Below are 17,243 nucleotides of genomic sequence, written 5' to 3' on the forward strand. Positions count from 1 at the left end.
AGTGGACCTGCTTTTGGGGGAGGGGCAAGGCCCCGGTTGGTATGCGCCTTTGGCGGCGTTGGCCCTCTGGCGGTTTTTCTGTTGAACTGCAATGACATCCCCGGGGGCTTTTCGGCATCCGGGTGCAGCGGTGAGAATAATGCCATGCCAGCTTTCACTGGCATGGCTTGAGATATCAACGTGCATAGCAGAGAGAGGAAAAGCAATCAGGCCGCTTATGGAACAGCAGCGCGCTCCCTCTTGTCCCATGCGTGAATGCTGCTTCTGGTTTATCTGCCCATCAGTTCGTCAAAGGTGAAAACAAGGTCCAGATCGCCGTATTCCGCTGAGGGCGGGGGCGGGAAGTCTCCACTCTGGCTTGTACGAATGATGGCGTTTACCGCTGAAGCGTCGTACTGAGAGTTGCCAGAACTATGCGAGATAACAGCCTGTTGTACCTTACCCTGCATGTCCACGCGCACGCGCACAATGCAGCTCAGGTTTCGGCGGCTCGCCGAGGCAAAACCCCAGTTGGGCCGCACTGCCAGCATGACCTGACCCATGTACACATCGCCAAGTCCGCCGCCGCCGGGGCCGTCACCTTCGCCGCCGCCACCGCCACGGTTGCCGCCAGCGCGCTTCTGGGCCTGGGCAAGGGCCTGCTCAACGGCATTGCCCCTGTCGCCCGAATCCGCGCGTGAAGTGGCATTGCGTTTGGCCTGTTGCAGGGCCGCAGCCACCGGGTCAACCGCAGGCTTTTGCGGGCCTTTTTTGTCGTCTTTTTTCGCAGGCTCCGGTTTTTTCTGTTCCTTGGACTTGTCAGGTTCCTTGGGTTTTTCCGGTTCCTTCGGCTTGTTCTCTTTTTTGGCGGCCACGGGCGTCGCTTCCGGCTTTGGCTCGGGCTTGGGTTCCGGTTTGGGTTCCGGCTTGGGCTCGGGCTTTTTGATGGGAGCTACGTCCGGCTTGGGCGGCGGCGTCACGGGGGAAGGCTCTTTGACCTCAACCCGTTCCGGCGCGGCCACTTCGGCCTTGGGAGCTGGCGGCGTGGGCGCAAGGGGGCCATCGCCGGGCGCGCCCATATGCCCAAGAATGGGCGAGGGCGTACGGTTGCCGCCGGGTGCGCCTTCCACCAGACTGATCATTACTGGAGGTGCGTCAAGCCGAATGGGAGGCGGGCTGGGCCAGAACCATATGAGCAGAAAAGCCGCCAGGTGCAGGCACAGAGAGAGGACATAGGAGGCCAGACGCATAAAAGAACCTACTTCGGGGCACGGGCAGGGGTGGTTTTGCCACCCTTGGCCGGGGCTTGATCGGGCTGTTCAGCGATTACGCCGAGCTTTTCAATGCCGACGGCCTTGATGTGCCCCATAACTTCCACCACAGTGCCGTAGGGTACGGCCTTATCTGCCTGGAGGAACAGAGTTTTATTTTTTTCTTTGACAAGGCGCTGCAGGTAGCCTTCAAGGTCTTCCATGCTGTCCACGCCATATTCGTCAAGATAGATTTTGCCGTCACTGCGCACGGTGAGCACCATATGCTCGGCTTCCGTAGGCAGAACTTCAACCTGCTGGGTTTGCGGCAAATCAACTTCAAGCCCCTGGCTCATCATGGGCGTTGCCACCATAAAGATGATGAGCAACACCAGCATGACGTCCACGAAGGGCGTAACGTTGATTTCCGAAACGAATTTACTGCCGTTTCCGACATTGGCGCCCATGCTACATCTCCGTTGCGCCCGTACGCTGCACGGGGCGATGGGCATTGATTTCGCGCTGAACGCGGTTCAGGAAAACGCCTGCAAAGTTCACCAGCAGGGTGTCTACCTGAGAAAGCTTGCCCATAAAGATGTTGAAGCCAATGGTGGCAGGCACGGCCACGGCCAGACCGATGGCGGTAGCAACCAGAGCTTCGGAAATACCCGGGGCCACGGTGGCCAGCGAAGCGGATTTGAGCATGCCAATGGAGTGGAACGAGCTCATGATACCCCACACCGTGCCGAACAGACCGATAAAGGGCGCTGTATTGGCGGTTGTGGCCAGCAGAGAAAGCGAGCGCTGCAGGCGCGACAATTCGCTGCCCACGCCCTGGCGCAGTGCACGGCGAACGTTGTCCACCACCACTTCGCTGCTGTTGCCCAACTCTTTTGAGCGGTTGAATTCCAGCACGCCCTGATGAGCAATATAGTAGAGGGGAGATGCGGGATCGGCGCCGAGGGATTGTACGGCTTCACGCAGGTTGGGGGCTTTTTCAAAGCCTTCCGTACCGTTAAGAGCCTTGTTGTTGGCGGCGCTGAGCGCAAAAAACTTCTGGATCATCAGGCCCCAGCTGATAATGGACATAACGACCAGAAGAGCCAGCACCGCCTTGGCCACCAGGCTTGCCTGGGCAATCATTGAAAAGAAACTGAATTCCATGAAATTCTCCATAAGTGCGCAGCAGCCGTGTTTTCACAAATCGCCGCAAGTAGTGCCGGAACGCAGGACGCAAAAAAGCGCCGGTCATGACGGCAGCGCCGCCACAGCCGCTAAGGCTCTGGCGGAGAATGCAACGAGTGGGGCAAAGTTTCAAGATTTTTTTTAGACCTTTTGCCCCTGGCCCGCGATGGGTGGGGATTTGAAACCTGCACGCCGAAACGGAATGCACCTGTACGGGCGGTTCGTCAAGTCCGGCGCGCGCCATTTTTCGGGCTGAGGCTGTAATGTGCGCTTTCTGGACCGTTGTTATGAACCCTTGAAGGGGCTTCAGGTTCGTCAAAACGCATTACATTGCCGTATGTTATTGTTTTCAACAGGCTGAGAGGGCCACGGCAATGCCGGGTTGCGGATGCTCCGCTTTGTGATCGCGAATTGCAGGGGCGTGCTCATGCGCAGTTACCCTTACTTTATATAAAGACGCCATTTTGGCAAGCCGGGTGGAATAACAGGCTGTTTTATGGCTTGTGCCGGGCACTGCGGCGCGCGAAGGCGAAATATTTTATATTTATTTTTTCGCTTCCGTCCTATATGGTCTGCGTTATAACTAGAGCGCCAGACAGGGCATGCCCGGACGGTCCAAATGCTTTGCGGCAAAGCTGCGCCGGACTGTATTGCCAATGATGTCTTGCGCGTTGTATGTAAGGCCATGCAAGGCCTGCCATTCTCATACGTCGCTTTCAAGGCGCATGCCACCTCCTCAATTACGGCGGTTTCTGTGATTCGCTCTTCTGTTCTCTCCCTTGTGCTCATGTGTGCCATTTTCTGTTCTCCTTCCGCAGCGGCAACGCGCGGCGCGGGGCCTGGAGCTGCCATGCCCGTTTTTCAGGGGCAGCGCAGTTTGGGATCTCAAGGCGGGGCAGGGGCCACAGGCGCGGGAAAACACGGCGAAACGTGGAATATCAATATACACGACGCTGTGAACCGCGCGTTGGAGTTTAACCCCAGCCTTGGTTCACAGGAGTCGCAGGGCCGTTCTTCGGAAGAAAGCCGCAAGTCTGCGCGTGGCGCGTTTGGCCCCAAATTGGGCATGAGCTATTCAACGGCCAAGCAGGAAAGAAAAAGTACTGCCAACACCGTGGCGCCGCCCAATATGGGAACGTACAGTTGGGGCGTTGAAGTTTCGCAGCCCGTGTTTCAGGGCTTCAAGCTGCTGGCTAACTACCAGCAGGCCGCTTTGCAGGCTGACAGCGACAAGGCCGCCTTGCGCAATGCCGAACTGTCTATGACGGAGCAGGTGCAGACGCAGTTTCTGAATTTTTTGCGCTATGAAGAAAGCGTGCGCAGCGAGCGTGATGCTCTGGCACGTTTGCGCGATCAGTTGCGCATCACCACAGCGTTTTTTGATGTTGGCCTGCGGCCCCGCCTGGACGTACTGCAGGCTGAAGTGGATGTGTATCAGGCGGAAAATTCGGTTATCAAGGCTGAAAACAGCCGCGATACCAGCCAGGCTCAGTTGAACACCCTGCTGGGATTTTCAGTGACGACCCCGGTAAAATACACGGGCCAGCTGGCCCATGTGCCTTTTACAAAGTCGCTGGAGCAGTGCCTTGAAGCTGCCTACCGCCAGCGGCCAGATGTTTACATGGCTGCCAAATCCGTAGAAATCGCCGGTAAAAATCAGCAGGCGGTGCAGAGCGATTATTATCCGCAGGTGGAAGCCTATTACAACATAACTCAGAGCGGCAACACGCCTGACCTGCAAAAGGACGGGAGTAACGGCTCCCGCACCCAAACGTGGGAAGTGGGCGCGCGCGCCACCTGGAATGTTTTTCAGTGGGGCACCACCTACTATGCGGACAAGGAAGCCGGATGGCTTGTAACAAAAATGCGCTATGAGGTCGAAAACCTGAAACTCAGCGTGGGCTATGATGTCAAGTCCAAACTCTTGGCCGTGCATGAGGCAGAAAAGCGCATTAACGTAGCGGAGAAAACCGTGGAACAGGCCACAGAGGCCTACCATGTGGCATTGGCCCGCTACCAGGAACAGGTGGGCACCAACTTTGACGTACTGGACGCTTCGTCCAAGCTCACCACGGCGCAGGCATCCCTGACCGGGGCCAAGGCCGACTATCTTACTGCCCTGTCACAATTGTATGTGGCTATGGGCGAATTTCAACCTGATCTGATGCGGCGCTGATTTTGAGCACCTGTAGCGCCCAAGCACAAGCGAAAGAGGAATGAAAGAACCCTACCTTACCATTACGCCCCTGGGGGGCCTCGGAGAAATCGGACTCAACTGTCAGCTATGGGAAACCGCAGGCGGCGTAGTCATGGTGGACTGTGGCCTTATGTTTCCTGATGATGCCCATTTGGGCGTTGACGTGGTTATTCCGCATTTTGGCGCAGTCAGCGCCGTTAAAGACAAACTGCTCGGCATCGTGCTCACGCACGGGCATGAAGACCACATTGGGGCGTTGCCCTGGCTTCTGCCTGAACTCAAGGGAACGCGCATTTACGGTTCGCGCTTTACCCTTGCCCTGGTGGAACACAAGTTGCGCGAACGCGAAATTCTTGACTGGGTCGAACTGTGCCCCGTAGACGCGCAAACGGTTTTGCCCCTGGGCGACCTGACGTTTCGGTTTTTTCCGGTCTGTCATTCCATTCCCGAAGGCTTTGGCCTGGGGGTAGACACGCCTATCGGGCGCGTGGTGCACAGTGGCGACTTCAAGATTGATCCGCATCCTCTTGATGGCACAGGCACGGACCTTGAGGTTTTTCGTGATTTCGCCGGGCCGCAAGGCGCACGTCTTCTGCTTTCCGACTCCACCAACGTCATGCGTGAAGGGCGGTCTCTTACAGAAAGAGAAGTGAAAGATTCGCTGGAAAAGATTTTCGCCAGAGCTGAAGGGCGCATTGTCATTACGCTTTTTTCAAGCCATATCCAGCGGATACAGGAAGTATTCGACCTTGCGCGCGAATTTGGGCGCACTGTTGTCATCAGCGGAAAATCTTTGGCTAACAATATAGAGATGGCCCGAGACCTTGGTATCGCAAAACTGCCGCCGTCTTTCTTCAACGCCCATAACGGTGTGCCCGACCTGCCCGACAACGAGCTGGTTCTCGTGGTTACAGGCGCGCAGGGCGAGCCCATGTCGGCCTTGTCGCGTATGGTGCTTGGCGGCCACAGGCAGCTTGAAATCCGCAAGGGCGACACCGTGGTTATGAGCTCGCGCATGATTCCCGGCAACGCCAAGGCAGTGTCCAAGCTTATTAACGAAATGTACCGCATGGGTGCGGAAGTATTGTACGAAAGCGTGCATGCCATCCACGCTTCGGGCCATGCCCAGCGGGAAGAACTGCGTGAGATGTTTGAAGCTGTGAGGCCGGAAATTTTCGTGCCTGTGCATGGCGAATATCAGCATCTGGTCAAGCATGGCCGACTGGCCATCGAGTGTGGCGTCAAGGAAGAGAATGTCATCCTGCTTGAGGATGGACAGCCTTTGACGCTTCAGGACGACTCCTTCAGGCTGGAGCAGCGAGTGCCGGTTGAGTGTACTCTTGTGGACGGCAAGGGGGTTGGCGACGTGGGCTACGCCGTGCTGCGCGAGCGCCGTATTCTTGGCGACGAGGGCATGGTTATAGTGGTGCTGGTTGTGGATTCGGAAACTGGCAGTGTGCTTCACGGGCCAGAGATGATTTCCAAGGGCTTTGTGTTCGAACAGCACTACAGCCACCTTCTTGAAGACGCCAAATGCCTTGTTTTGGACGAAATTGAAGCGGCCCGCCCCGGGCAGTTGAATCGCATGCAGGAGGGCATACGCTCGTCCTTGCGGCGGTTCTTCCGCCGTGTGCTGGAGCGTGATCCAGTGGTGGTCGCCATTATCAGCGAGGTTTAAGCTGGCGCGAGCCTCGCTCCTGCCGGATCACCATTGGCATATCCCGCACGGGGGCTGCACAGGGTCCGTTGACGGAGCGAGGCTGCGTTTTGATGCTGTTTGCTCTTTGCGCACGGGCGCACGCCGATCGCGGCGGCATTATTACTGGCAATTCTGCGGATTTTGTTTGCGCCGCGCTGCGCTTCGTGCAGCGTTAGCGCACATAAGCTTCTTTAGGGTTAGATGCTCTGGGCCAGACACGATGCGGGGCTTGCTGGTTGCCTTTCAGCCCCGTCTGTACGGGCAAGCTATACACGGCTCGTTCTGGATAGGCTTTGACGGCATAGAATTTGCTTTATTCATGACAAAAATCTGGCGGCGGCAAAAGCTGCCGCAAGGAGCGGTCATGAGTAAGGCAAGTAGGGCTACCAGGGTTCCTTACGTCGTGCTGAGTACAGCGCTTGTTGGTTGCGGGCTTTTTTTCGGCGTGTTACTTTGGCAAGAAGATCAGGGACAGAAATCTCGAGATGGCTTGCTTTATGCCCCAGGCTTTGCGGTCAAGGCTGAAGTAGTTGACGTTATGCGAGTTGTGCCTCTGGCCGGAGCCAGGCTGCGCAGCCCCAGCGTCAACACCAATACGGAGTATGTGGTGCAGCTGGCCTATTAAAGCAGCCGTAATTGAGTGCTTGCCCCTGCGGGCAGAACGCGTAGCGCACGTGGCGGTTTTTCCGCGCGTGTCCGCTGGCGATTCTGGCCGCATTTTTTTGCGGCGAAATTCTGCCTTGTCTGGGCTTTAGCTACCCGAAATGATCGACATTTGCATATTTTTGCGGAAAATATGCAAAAAGTTTTAAAAATGTTGCAAATGCAACGTCAAAAATAACTGACTTCGTATACTTTGCAGATAACACGATGTCTGTTTTCCGATTTCACAGCGTGAGTTTCACGATATGAGTGGAAGGGATGACAATGGGGCACAGGATTGTCTAGCGAATTGCTAGGTAGTCTTGACGAGGGGTGCACTATACCTTATCCAGTATGCACTTGCTTACCATGGAGGCACGGCGTTCTTGACCACGCTGCATTCATGCCCTATTTTTACCTCTTCACACCATACTAAAACGTGGGTGTTTCCGGCACTCTGAAAAGTTGGAACCGCGCTGCGATTAAAAAAGGGTAAAACTCCGTCATGAATTGGGACTGGGATAAACTACAGGAAAAGAGGCAGAGACAGCAGGGCGGGAATCCCCCCCCCAAGCAGCAACACGAAACTGAACCAGAAGATGAAGGGCAGGACCGTCAGCCCCCCCGCGCAAAGCGTAGTACCTTCAATGGTCGTGGGGGAGGGAATGAAAATCCCCTAAAAAAACTTTCGCAATTGCGCTTTCCCAACGGAAAGGGATTTTTGTTTGTGGGTCTTGGGGTAGTGGCGCTTTGGCTTTTATCCGGCATCTACATTGTCAACCCCGACGAAGAGGGGGTTGTGCTGCGTTTCGGCAAGTATGACCGCACTGAAGGCCCTGGTCCGCATTATGCGTGGCCCGCACCTATTGAAAGCGTATACAAGCCACAGGTCACCCAGGTGCTGCGCAGTGAAGTGGGCTTTCGCTCGGTGGGGCAAAGCGCCACGTTCCAGCAGGGACAGGTGCGCACTGTTTCGGAAGAAGCGTCAATGCTCACCGGTGACGAAAATATCGTCAATGTGCAGTTCAGCGTTCAGTATAAAATTGGCGACCCGGTACAGTACCTCTTTAATGTGAGCGCGCCCACGGCCCTGGTGCGCAATGCCGCTGAGGCGGCCATGCGCGAGGTTATCGGCAACAGTCAGATTGACTCTGCCATTACCGACGGCAAGCTTAAGATCCAGAGCGAGGCTACCCAGCTTCTGCAGACAATTCTTGACCGCTATGGAGCGGGCATACAGGTGCTGGCCGTCCAGTTGCAGGACGTGCACCCACCGCAGGAAGTTATTGACGCATTTAAAGATGTGGCCAGTGCCAGAGAAGACAAGAGCCGCATTATAAATGAAGCAGAAGCCTACCGTAACGAGCTCTTGCCCAAGGCAAGAGGCCAGTCGGCGGCCATGCTCAACGAGGCAGAATCCTATCAGGCTTTGCGTGTGCGTAATGCCGAGGGTGAAACTGCCCGCTTCGATGCCTTGAGCGCCGAGCACAGCAAGGCTCCCAAGGTCACGGAACAGCGCCTTTACTACGAAGCAATGGAAGATATTCTTGCCGGCGCGGAAGAAAAGGTGCTTATGGACGGCCCTGCGGCATCGCGGGCATTGCCCTACCTGACCTTGCCAGGACTGAGCGCTCCGGCTGCTCCCAAGGCTTTGGAGAAGAAATAATGCGTAATAATCCTTTGTTGATCGTTATAATTTTATTGGTAGTTGTTGTTGCTGGCAGTCAATGTTTTTTCACAGTGCATCAAACACAGACAGCCTTGGTTCTGCAGCTGGGTGAACCTCTGGACAAGGTCTATGGCCCCGGTTTGCACTTTAAAATGCCTTTTATCCAAAATGTGGTGTATTTCGATTCGCGGGTGCTGGATTACGAAGCCCGCTCCCGCGAGGCCTTTACTGTAGATAAAAAGGCCATTGTGCTTGATAACTACGCCCGTTGGAAGATTATTAATCCTTTGCAGTTTTACCGCACAATGCGCACCATTCCGGGCGCGCAGGCGCGACTTGACGACGTTGTCTACTCCCAATTGCGGGCCCTGGTGGGGGCTTACACACTTACAGAAGTTGTATCATCCCACCGTGCAGCCATCATGAAGGAAGTGACGAACAAGGTTTCGGCCTTGATGCACAGCTATGGTGTTGAAGTGTTGGACGTGCGGATCAAACGTACGGACCTGCCGCCGGAAAACCAGCGCGCCATCTTTGGGCGCATGCGGGCCGAACGTGAACGTCAGGCCAAGCAATACCGCTCTGAAGGCGAAGAAGAGTCCACACGCATCCGTTCAGACGCTGACCGCCAGCGCGCTGTCATTCTGGCAGAAGCTGCCCGTGAGGCGCAGATAACTCGAGGCACAGGCGATGCCAAAGCCGCCTCGATTTACGCTCAATCCTATAACAAGGCTCCCCAGTTTTATGCATACCAACGCTGGCTGGAAGCTATGAGAAAATCTCTCAAGGAGAACAGCAAGATGGTGCTGGCCAACGAAGCGCCTCTTCTTAATCCTCAACATTGATGACGCGACCTGGTCGCGTTACGGAGTCCAAGACCATGCCTGCCTTTGCAGAAATATACGAACGTATCAAGCTGGCGACAAACAGCCGCACTCAGGTGGAATTAGCCGAAGTGCTGGATATCCGTCAGTCGAGCATCTCCGATGCGAAGCGCCGCAATTCCGTGCCAGGCGACTGGTTTATGAAACTGTTTGAAAAGTTCGGCCTTAACCCCGACTGGCTCAAACAGGGCATAGGCCCTATGTACCTGCGCACCGAACAAGGCTATACGCCGCAGGATGCTCCCGCATCTCTGGCCGAAAATGCCGCCCACTACGGCGACACGCTGGCTAGGGGAGTTGTGGCTTCCGTCTACCACATGCGCTGTGATTACTGTGATGAACAGCCAAGACCATCCCTGGAACTGGCGGGAAAAATATCCTTGCCGCACTCGTTTATGAAGGATGGGCTTTCCGTGATGCGCATGCGTGGAACCAACATGATCCCCACGGTCATGTCTGATGCCCACCTTGGTGTAGACACTATGGATAGAGACGTTATTTCGGGGCGTGTATACGCACTTTTTGCACCCAACGAAGGTGTGATTTTGCGTCGCATTTTTCTGAATAGCTCTCAAGACGGCTACGTGCTGCGTTCTGATTCGGCTGATTTTCCTGAAACCACTCTCGCGCCCGATTTGCTGAACAAGCGTCTGGTGGGCCGGGTGGTATGGATATTTCAGGAACTTTAGGAATGATAAAAAGCCCGACTGGCAAAATATGTCTGACCTTGTTCAGAACGGCCTGCCTGGTCTGTTGTCTGACGTGCTCTATGCTCATGATCGCCTGCGGCGGTGCGTATACTGAGCCCGTATCCCCCCCAGAACAGACCGGGCTGGCGCCCGTTGGCCTTGATTCTATGGCAGGTGCCAAGGCAGATACCAGGGCTGGCGTCGACCTGCCCCCACCGGCTGCCGGCGTGAAACCTGATTCGCGCGTGGCGGCAGACAAGCCTCTTGATCCCGGTTATCAACCTGCGCCTGCGGCGCAAGGTCAGGCTGATGCGGCAAGGCCTTCAGTGGCTCCCGTGTGGCAGCCGCTGGCCCAAAGGCTCACCGCCGACGGGCTTTCAGGCCCCAGAGTGGATGCTTTGCTGTCTACTCTTGCGCCTACGCCCAGCCAGTCGCCAATGGGGCGTAAGATGCTTGAGCTCTACAAGAGCCGCTTCATGCCCCGTCCGCCTTCTACTACGCCTCCCACTGAAAAATACTACAAAGGGGTAGTGACTGAGCAAAACGCCCGTCTGTGCCGCGATTTTATTGCAAATCACAAGCTGGCCTTCAGTCAGGCTCAGGCCCGCTTTGGAGTACCATCTTCCATTGCTGCTGCCCTGCTGTTTGTAGAAACGCGGCTGGGCAAGGTTCTTGCCGATGTTCCGGAAAACGCGCTGTTCACTCTTGCCAGTATGGCGGTGAGCCGCCAGCCTGACGACATCAGCCAGTGGCTGCCGCGTATGCCAGGTTATGAAGAACATATGCCCTGGTTCGATGAAACCATGCCCAAGCGTGCCGATTGGGCCTATAAAGAAGTGCGTGCCCTTGTAACCCACATCTTGCAGGACGATCTTGATCCCAGGTATTTGCCAAGCTCCATCTATGGAGCTGTGGGGCTGTGCCAGTTCATGCCTTCCAATATCGCGGCGTATGGCGCTGACGGCGATGGGGATGGCAAGGTGGATCTGTTTCATGTGCCTGACGCTGTGGCAAGCCTGTCCAACTATCTGGCACGGCACGGCTGGAAGCCGGGCATAAACCGCGCACAGCAACATAAAGTACTCATGGCCTATAACAAGTCGGTTATCTACGCCAACACGATTTTGGCGTTGGCTGACCTTGTGTCCAAACCTGCCGCTCCTGCCAAAGCTGTTGAACCCGTAAAGTCTGGAAAAACAGGCCAGAAGGGTAAAGTGTCAGGCGGCAAGGCTGGTCAGGGCGGAAAAAATGCTCCAAAGGACAAGGCTTCATCAAGCGGTTCACAGCCGCAGAGTTAGAGCATTTTACTTTTGAAAAAAGTTTAAATGTTCTGAAGATGCGAGAAAGTGCAGTGCACCGTAACACTCCGTAGATTTTGCCGAAGAATGCATTTTTCGGTAGCATGACAGCTTTGAAATGTAAAACTTTTCAAAGTAAATCTTCTTCAGATTTTTCATTCCGCACACCAGTGAACGTCTTCTGACCACCGGTGAGCGCAGGTCAATTGAAGCACTGTTCCGATCAGGCTGAAGGAACGGACTTTTCCGGCTCTCAAGTTATTCTCTTACCTGTCGATGAATAAAATATGGGGCTTGCCCCATACGTGGCCTCCTGTCCCGTCAACAGGAGCAATTCTGAAATGGCTTTTGCGTGTTTCAGAATCTTGTAAGGCCACGTTGCCGGGCCGTGCCCGGCGCTGGCTCATCTTTGCCCCCTGTTTGAGGGTGTATGCCCCAGCAGATGGCAGAAGTGAGTATTTGCGGTAGTGTGCCCGCAGATCGCCCGGCGTTCTAACGAGCGCCGGGCGCACGTTTTTTGCGCCTGCAGCAGTGCATGCTCGTGGCGGCCTTTCTTGCCATCCCGTCCGTCGGGTGGCATACTTTCCCAATGAAATGTTCATCGCAGCCTGATACCTCTACAGCAAAGGCCGCCCGCCCTCTGGCCGATCTTCCAAGATTGCCCGGTTTGCGTCGGTCTGGGAGCCTTGTGCCCACAGACACGGCCTGTTTTGCCCTGTGGGACAAGTACGACATGCTGCCCAATATTCGCCGTCACTCCACGCTTGTGGCCCATATTGCCACGTCTCTGGCTGCAAGGGCTGCGGAATTGGGGTTTGACGTCAATGTGGGGGAGGTGCGCGCCGGCGGATTGCTGCACGACATCGCCAAAACCTACTGTGTCCGTCACGGCGGCAGTCATGCTCAGGTGGGCGCAGCCTGGACCGTGGCGGAAACGGGCAACTACTCCATTGCCCAGGGCGTTATGTTGCACGTCTGGTGGCCGTGGCCGCTGCCCGAGGGAAGCGGGATATGCGCTCTGCCTTTTTTCGTGATGTACGCTGACAAAAGGGTCCGGCACGATTCCTGCGTCAGCCTTGAAGAGCGGTACGACGACCTGCTTGGCCGCTACGGCCACAGTGAGGCTGCCCGTGAAGGCATTTATGCCGCTTTTAACCAGGGAAAAAATATTGAAAGCGCCCTTACGGCGCAACTGGGGTGGACTCTGAATGAAGATTCTTTTGATTGCGGGCGGCTGGTCCCCTGAGCGACAGGTATCACTGAATGGCGCGCGTGCTATGGTTCCTGCTCTGGAAGCACGCGGTCATCAGGTTACGTTCTTTGATCTTCTTGCCGACTTCAACCGTTTGCTGGATGAAGCCCGCAAGCACGATTTTGCCCTCATCAACCTGCACGGAGCCCCCGGCGAAGACGGCCTTGTGCAGGCCATGCTTGATCGCGTGGGCTGTCCGTATCAGGGGTCTGGCCCGGCGGGTTCTTTTTTGGCGCTCAATAAATGTGCAGCCAAGCAGTTGTTCCGTCTGGCCGGGCTACCCACCGCCGACTGGGACTTTGTGCCAGTGCCGCCCGAAAAGGACTGGCAGCCGCGTTTGCCGTTTCCTCTTTTTGTCAAAAGCAATACAGGCGGCTCATCCTTGCTGCTTGGCCGCGCCACCAATCGCGCCGAACTTGACGACATCATGGGCCAGATATTCGCTGCCGGTGAAGAAGTTATTATGGAGCCTGTTCTGCAAGGCCGGGAAGTTACTTGCGGCATCCTGGGCGAGGAGCCGCTGCCGCCCATTCTTATCGAGCCTGTGGCTGGCGATTTTTTTGATTATGAAAGCAAATACGCCCAAGACGGCGCCCGTGAAATATGCCCTGCGCCCATAGGCGATGCTCTTACGGCCCGCGTGCAGGAACTGACGCTGGCGGCGCACAGGGCGCTTGGTCTCAGGGGCTACAGCCGGGCAGATTTCATCCTTGGGGCAGACAACAGCCTTACGCTTCTGGAAGTAAATACCTTACCGGGCATGACGGCCACCAGCCTTGTGCCGCGTGAAGCCAGAACCATTGGTCTGGATTTCGGCCAGTTGCTTGAACGCCTTGTGGAATTGGGCATGGCAGACAGCGCAGGCAAATAATTTTTTTGGCGGCGCACGATCCGGTTGCTGGTAGTGTAAAATCTACCAACCCGGATCAGGCTGACCGCCCAAGACGTTGATATTGCCCACCATGACGTAACGTTGTGGTGGGCTGCAGTTTCAGCGTTTTTTAAGGAAACGCTGATTTATTCCGTTTGGCGGCGTTGCTTCACTTTTTTTGAAGCAGTCGGGGACGGAAGAGTCCACTCCTGCTTCAAAAAAGATCGCGCCTTGCCAAACGAAATAACTGTGCGTTTCCAGGAGGCTCTTTAATCAGCGTCTTTAAGCTTTGAAAAGTTTACAGCCTGGTGCAACACGCGAGTGCGCTGCGTCGTAATTCAGCGTGGATTCAGCTGAAAGTTGTATTTTTCGGCAAACAACTACGTTGAAATTGAAGCATTTCAGCGTTGATCTGCTCCTGATGGCATAGGGTTTCATTCACGCCGACGATGGCCGTTTGTTTGCGCTATTTTACCCCCAACCCCCCACGGTCCCATGTCTGATAAAAAAGTTCTGGCTGGTCATCTGGCGGCCCTGTTCTGCATTCTTGTATGGGGCACTACCTTTATCTCAACCAAGGTGCTGCTGCGCGATTTCAACCCCATTGAAATTCTTTTTTTCCGCTTTATTCTTGGCTTTGCTGCCTTGTGGCTGGCTTGCCCAAAAATGTTGCGGCTCACGGAAAAAAAGCAGGAATGGCTGTTTGCCGGGGCCGGGCTTGCCGGAGTAACGCTTTATTTTTTACTGGAAAATATCGCCCTCACGCAAACATTTGCATCCAATGTGGGAGTTATTGTGGCAGTATCACCGTTTTTTACGGCCTTGCTGTCACTCTGGCTGTTGAAAGCCGAAAAGCCGGGACTCAATTTCTTTTTGGGCTTTGCAGCAGCCATTCTAGGCATAGGGCTTATAAGCTTTAGCGGCAGCACCGAGTTGCACCTTAACCCTGTGGGCGATCTGCTGGCAGTGCTGGCCGGGCTTGCCTGGTCGTTCTACTCCATATTTACCAGAAAAATATTGGCCTTCGGCTATAACAGCCTTCAGGTAACGCGCCGTTGCTTTTTCTATGGCCTGCTATTCATGTTGCCCTGCCTGCCGCTTATGGATTTTCATTGGGGCTTGAGCCGTTTTGGGGCTTTTGTGAACTGGAGCAATATTCTTTTTCTGGGGCTTGGCGCATCGGCCATGTGTTTTGTGGCCTGGACATTCGCCATCAGGCGCCTGGGGGCTGTGCAAAGCAGCGTGTATATTTACCTCGTGCCCGTTGTGACTGTTATTACTGCCGCCCTTATACTTCGTGAAAAGATCACCTGGATGGCAGGACTGGGCACCGCTTTGACTCTGGCTGGCTTGGTCTTGTCTGAAATGCGGCAGTTCAGAGTCAGAAGAAAGGCGGAAAATTTGTGCCTGCAAAGCAGAAATAAAACCTGAAGCAACGGATAAAAAAATGCGTGGCACAAATGGAAAGCGCCAGTGCCATGGCAGTAGTTGCACATAAATTGGGGGAGCACTGCCACACGAATAGTTATGTAAAAATTAAAAACAGGTTGAATCAATAACCCAATAAAGTACGGGCAACGATAAGAAAGAAAGCAACATGCCCAGGCTGACGGTTGCCGCCGCCAGTTCGGGAGCCAACCCCGCTGCCATTGCAAGGGCCCCTGCGGTAACCATTGGGGGCATACCAGCCTCAAAAATGGCAACATTTGCAGTCAGGTCGTGTAAGCCAAGCAGGCGGCAACCCAGTAATGCAATCAGGGGGGCTGCCGCAAGTTTGACTGTCAGGCCGTACAGCAGCGGGTGTAGTATCTGGGGGCTGAGTCGAACTTTGAGTTGAAAGCCTATTGCTGTCATTACAAGTGGAATCAGCATTTCCGACAAAGCTTCAAGACTATTCATTACAAAATTCGGATATGGCGTAGTGCGAAAAGCCAGCCCTGCAATCAGAGCGAGGGTCGGTGGAAACAGCACCGCGCGTTCTACAATTTTTATTATTTTAATTTTTGCGCCACTGCTATACAGGGCAAGAACCGCAGAACCATAAATTGCAAATATGGGCATGGTTCCCAACTGGTCATAGATGATCAGCGGAGGAATGCCCTGGTCGCCAAAAAAGGTTTTTATCATGGGAACTCCCATAAAAGCGGTATTCCCGATGGGGACAACAAGCAACAGCACTCCCGTTACAGGCCTTTCCCAGTTAAACAGCCTGCTGCCGCACCAAACCATTGCGACCGAGAGCAAAAGCATTGCCCAGGGCAGAGTCGCAGGCAATATCATATCGGGTGTAAAGCTGATCTGCGGAACTTTTAATAAAATTACAGCTGGCAGCGCGACATAAAGCGCGAACATATTGAGCGCCTGGGCCGTTTCTTTGGGAAATGCAGGCAAGCGCCTGAAAAGAACACCTATTCCGACAAAAAAACTGATCAGCAAAAATTTTTCCACGTGACTACCCGGCGTTATGAATTGGAATTTTTTACCTGTAGCTTATCAAAAATTATCAGTCTACGCGAAATAATTAAAATTTGATGTTCATAAATTATCAGCTGTCCGGTGTTTTCAGGGGCTCCCCAACGGACCTCTGGGGAATGTGCAGTATTACAAAGTAAACCTGCTATAGGGGAAAAGATGAATCCAAATTGGGACGATATCAGGTTTTTTCTTTCTGTAAGCCGGACAAGCTCGTTTGTTGCAGCCGCACAGCAGCTTCATGTCACCCATTGCACTGTCTCCAGGCGCATATCCGCACTGGAAGCTGCACTGGGCGCAGAGCTGTTTATCAGAACAGAAAGAGGGTGCCTGGTTACCCACGCCGGTGAAAAATTACGCCCCATTGCTGAAGAATTGGAGCGGGCCGCGCTGAAGTTTCAGGATTACGCTTCTCACGCCGAAGGTCAGGTTTCAGGTAAAATACGTATCGGGTGCCCCGACGGGTTGGGAAATTGTTTTCTTGCCCAGAAATTGAAGCTTTTACAAACGCAAAATCCACTGCTTGAGGTTGAACTTGTTTCAGTGCCTTTTTATTACAGTTTATCAAAGCGCGAAGTTGATATTCTCATAACAGTCAAAAAACCAGGTGCAAAAAAAATTGTTAGTGAAAATATAACAGACTACAAATTGGGATTATTTGCGAGCGCGCATTACATAAATACATCATACGCCATTAAAGAACTTTCAGACCTGAAACAGCATAAACTGATTGGGTACATTGACGATCTGCTCTATGATCAGGAGTTGAGATTCATTGAAGAAATTTATCCTTCAGCGCAAACAGGCTTCAGAAGTTCAACTGTGCTTGGCCAGATGAGCGCCATAAAAGCAGGAATAGGCATAGGTGTGCTGCCGTTTTTTATGGCGCGTGAGGATGCTGAACTTGTTCCTGTGCTACCTGAGCGGTGGATAGAAAGAAAGTTCTGGATACAGGCCGACGCGGAATCAAAAAAAATCTCACGAGTAAAAAAAACTATGGATTTCATTGTTTCTGCCATCAGATCAAATAAATCCATTTTTACGTCACCAATATGCTGAGTGCATTGTGGCGTGAGTATTCATGTGCGTCGTGGGTGAAAAACAGGGGGCAGCCAGTGTGAGGGAGAACGGTATTCTCCTTGATGCAGGTATGCTT

Annotated in this window: 15 protein-coding genes; 11 read left to right on the plus strand and 4 right to left on the minus strand. The window is 54.1% G+C overall.

Features of this window, described 5'->3' with window-relative positions:
• Window positions 1–269: 269 nt before the first annotated feature.
• Genes tolA through tolQ form a run of 3 tightly spaced genes read right to left on the minus strand, consistent with a single transcriptional unit; the run spans window position 270 to window position 2,393 of the window.
• Window positions 270–1,229: a cell envelope integrity protein TolA gene (gene tolA / locus HNQ38_RS03125; protein ID WP_183717966.1), complete on the minus strand. Its 960-nt coding sequence runs from the start codon at window positions 1,227–1,229 to the stop codon at window positions 270–272.
• A gap of 8 nt (window positions 1,230–1,237) precedes the next feature.
• Complete coding sequence (gene tolR / locus HNQ38_RS03130) at window positions 1,238–1,696, minus strand: protein TolR (protein ID WP_183717967.1); 459 nt, start codon at window positions 1,694–1,696, stop codon at window positions 1,238–1,240.
• A 1-nt stretch (window position 1,697) separates the two neighbouring features.
• Window positions 1,698–2,393 carry a protein TolQ gene (gene tolQ / locus HNQ38_RS03135; RefSeq protein ID WP_183717968.1) on the minus strand — a complete coding sequence of 232 codons (696 nt, stop codon included), beginning with the start codon at window positions 2,391–2,393 and terminating at the stop codon, window positions 1,698–1,700.
• Between the two features lie 775 nt (window positions 2,394–3,168).
• Here tolQ and HNQ38_RS03140 point away from each other — a divergent pair.
• From HNQ38_RS03140 to HNQ38_RS03185, 10 genes are all read left to right on the plus strand, one after another.
• Window positions 3,169–4,590 carry a TolC family protein gene (locus HNQ38_RS03140; RefSeq protein WP_183717969.1) on the plus strand — a complete coding sequence of 474 codons (1,422 nt, stop codon included), beginning with the start codon at window positions 3,169–3,171 and terminating at the stop codon, window positions 4,588–4,590.
• Window positions 4,591–4,630: 40 nt separating this feature from the next.
• Window positions 4,631–6,289, plus strand: a complete 1,659-nt coding sequence (locus HNQ38_RS03145; protein WP_183717970.1) for a ribonuclease J — start codon at window positions 4,631–4,633, stop codon at window positions 6,287–6,289.
• Between the two features lie 385 nt (window positions 6,290–6,674).
• A complete protein-coding gene (locus HNQ38_RS03150; protein WP_183717971.1) occupies window positions 6,675–6,935 on the plus strand; it encodes a hypothetical protein in 261 nt (86 codons plus the stop codon).
• Window positions 6,936–7,457: 522 nt separating this feature from the next.
• Window positions 7,458–8,618 (plus strand): FtsH protease activity modulator HflK, encoded by a 1,161-nt coding sequence (gene hflK / locus HNQ38_RS03155; protein WP_183717972.1) that lies wholly within the window; start codon window positions 7,458–7,460, stop codon window positions 8,616–8,618.
• Window positions 8,618–9,466 carry a protease modulator HflC gene (hflC, locus tag HNQ38_RS03160; RefSeq protein ID WP_183717973.1) on the plus strand — a complete coding sequence of 283 codons (849 nt, stop codon included), beginning with the start codon at window positions 8,618–8,620 and terminating at the stop codon, window positions 9,464–9,466. The genes hflK and hflC overlap by 1 nt, the downstream gene beginning before the upstream one ends.
• A 35-nt stretch (window positions 9,467–9,501) precedes the next feature.
• Window positions 9,502–10,194 carry a LexA family transcriptional regulator gene (locus HNQ38_RS03165; protein ID WP_246387968.1) on the plus strand — a complete coding sequence of 231 codons (693 nt, stop codon included), beginning with the start codon at window positions 9,502–9,504 and terminating at the stop codon, window positions 10,192–10,194.
• Between the two features lie 80 nt (window positions 10,195–10,274).
• Window positions 10,275–11,492, plus strand: coding sequence for a lytic murein transglycosylase (locus tag HNQ38_RS03170; protein WP_246387969.1), 1,218 nt, complete (start codon window positions 10,275–10,277; stop codon window positions 11,490–11,492).
• 589 nt (window positions 11,493–12,081) lie between these two features.
• Window positions 12,082–12,738 carry an HDIG domain-containing metalloprotein gene (locus HNQ38_RS03175; RefSeq protein ID WP_183717976.1) on the plus strand — a complete coding sequence of 219 codons (657 nt, stop codon included), beginning with the start codon at window positions 12,082–12,084 and terminating at the stop codon, window positions 12,736–12,738.
• Window positions 12,701–13,615 (plus strand): D-alanine--D-alanine ligase family protein, encoded by a 915-nt coding sequence (locus tag HNQ38_RS03180; RefSeq protein ID WP_183717977.1) that lies wholly within the window; start codon window positions 12,701–12,703, stop codon window positions 13,613–13,615. Before HNQ38_RS03175 ends, HNQ38_RS03180 begins: the two co-directional genes overlap by 38 nt.
• Window positions 13,616–14,110: 495 nt before the next feature.
• Window positions 14,111–15,046 (plus strand): DMT family transporter, encoded by a 936-nt coding sequence (locus HNQ38_RS03185; RefSeq protein ID WP_183717978.1) that lies wholly within the window; start codon window positions 14,111–14,113, stop codon window positions 15,044–15,046.
• 105 nt (window positions 15,047–15,151) lie between these two features.
• Here HNQ38_RS03185 and HNQ38_RS03190 read toward each other — a convergent pair whose 3' ends face one another.
• The gene (locus HNQ38_RS03190) at window positions 15,152–16,063 is read right to left on the minus strand and encodes an AEC family transporter (RefSeq protein ID WP_183717979.1); all 912 of its coding nucleotides are present in this window, start codon (window positions 16,061–16,063) and stop codon (window positions 15,152–15,154) included.
• 183 nt (window positions 16,064–16,246) lie between these two features.
• Between HNQ38_RS03190 and HNQ38_RS03195 the strand changes: the two genes are divergently transcribed.
• Window positions 16,247–17,146, plus strand: coding sequence for a LysR family transcriptional regulator (locus HNQ38_RS03195; protein WP_183717980.1), 900 nt, complete (start codon window positions 16,247–16,249; stop codon window positions 17,144–17,146).
• The last annotated feature ends 97 nt before the right edge of the window (window positions 17,147–17,243 follow it).

The sequence above is a fragment of the Desulfovibrio intestinalis genome, assembly GCF_014202345.1.
GTDB classification, from domain to species: Bacteria; Desulfobacterota; Desulfovibrionia; order Desulfovibrionales; family Desulfovibrionaceae; genus Desulfovibrio; species Desulfovibrio intestinalis.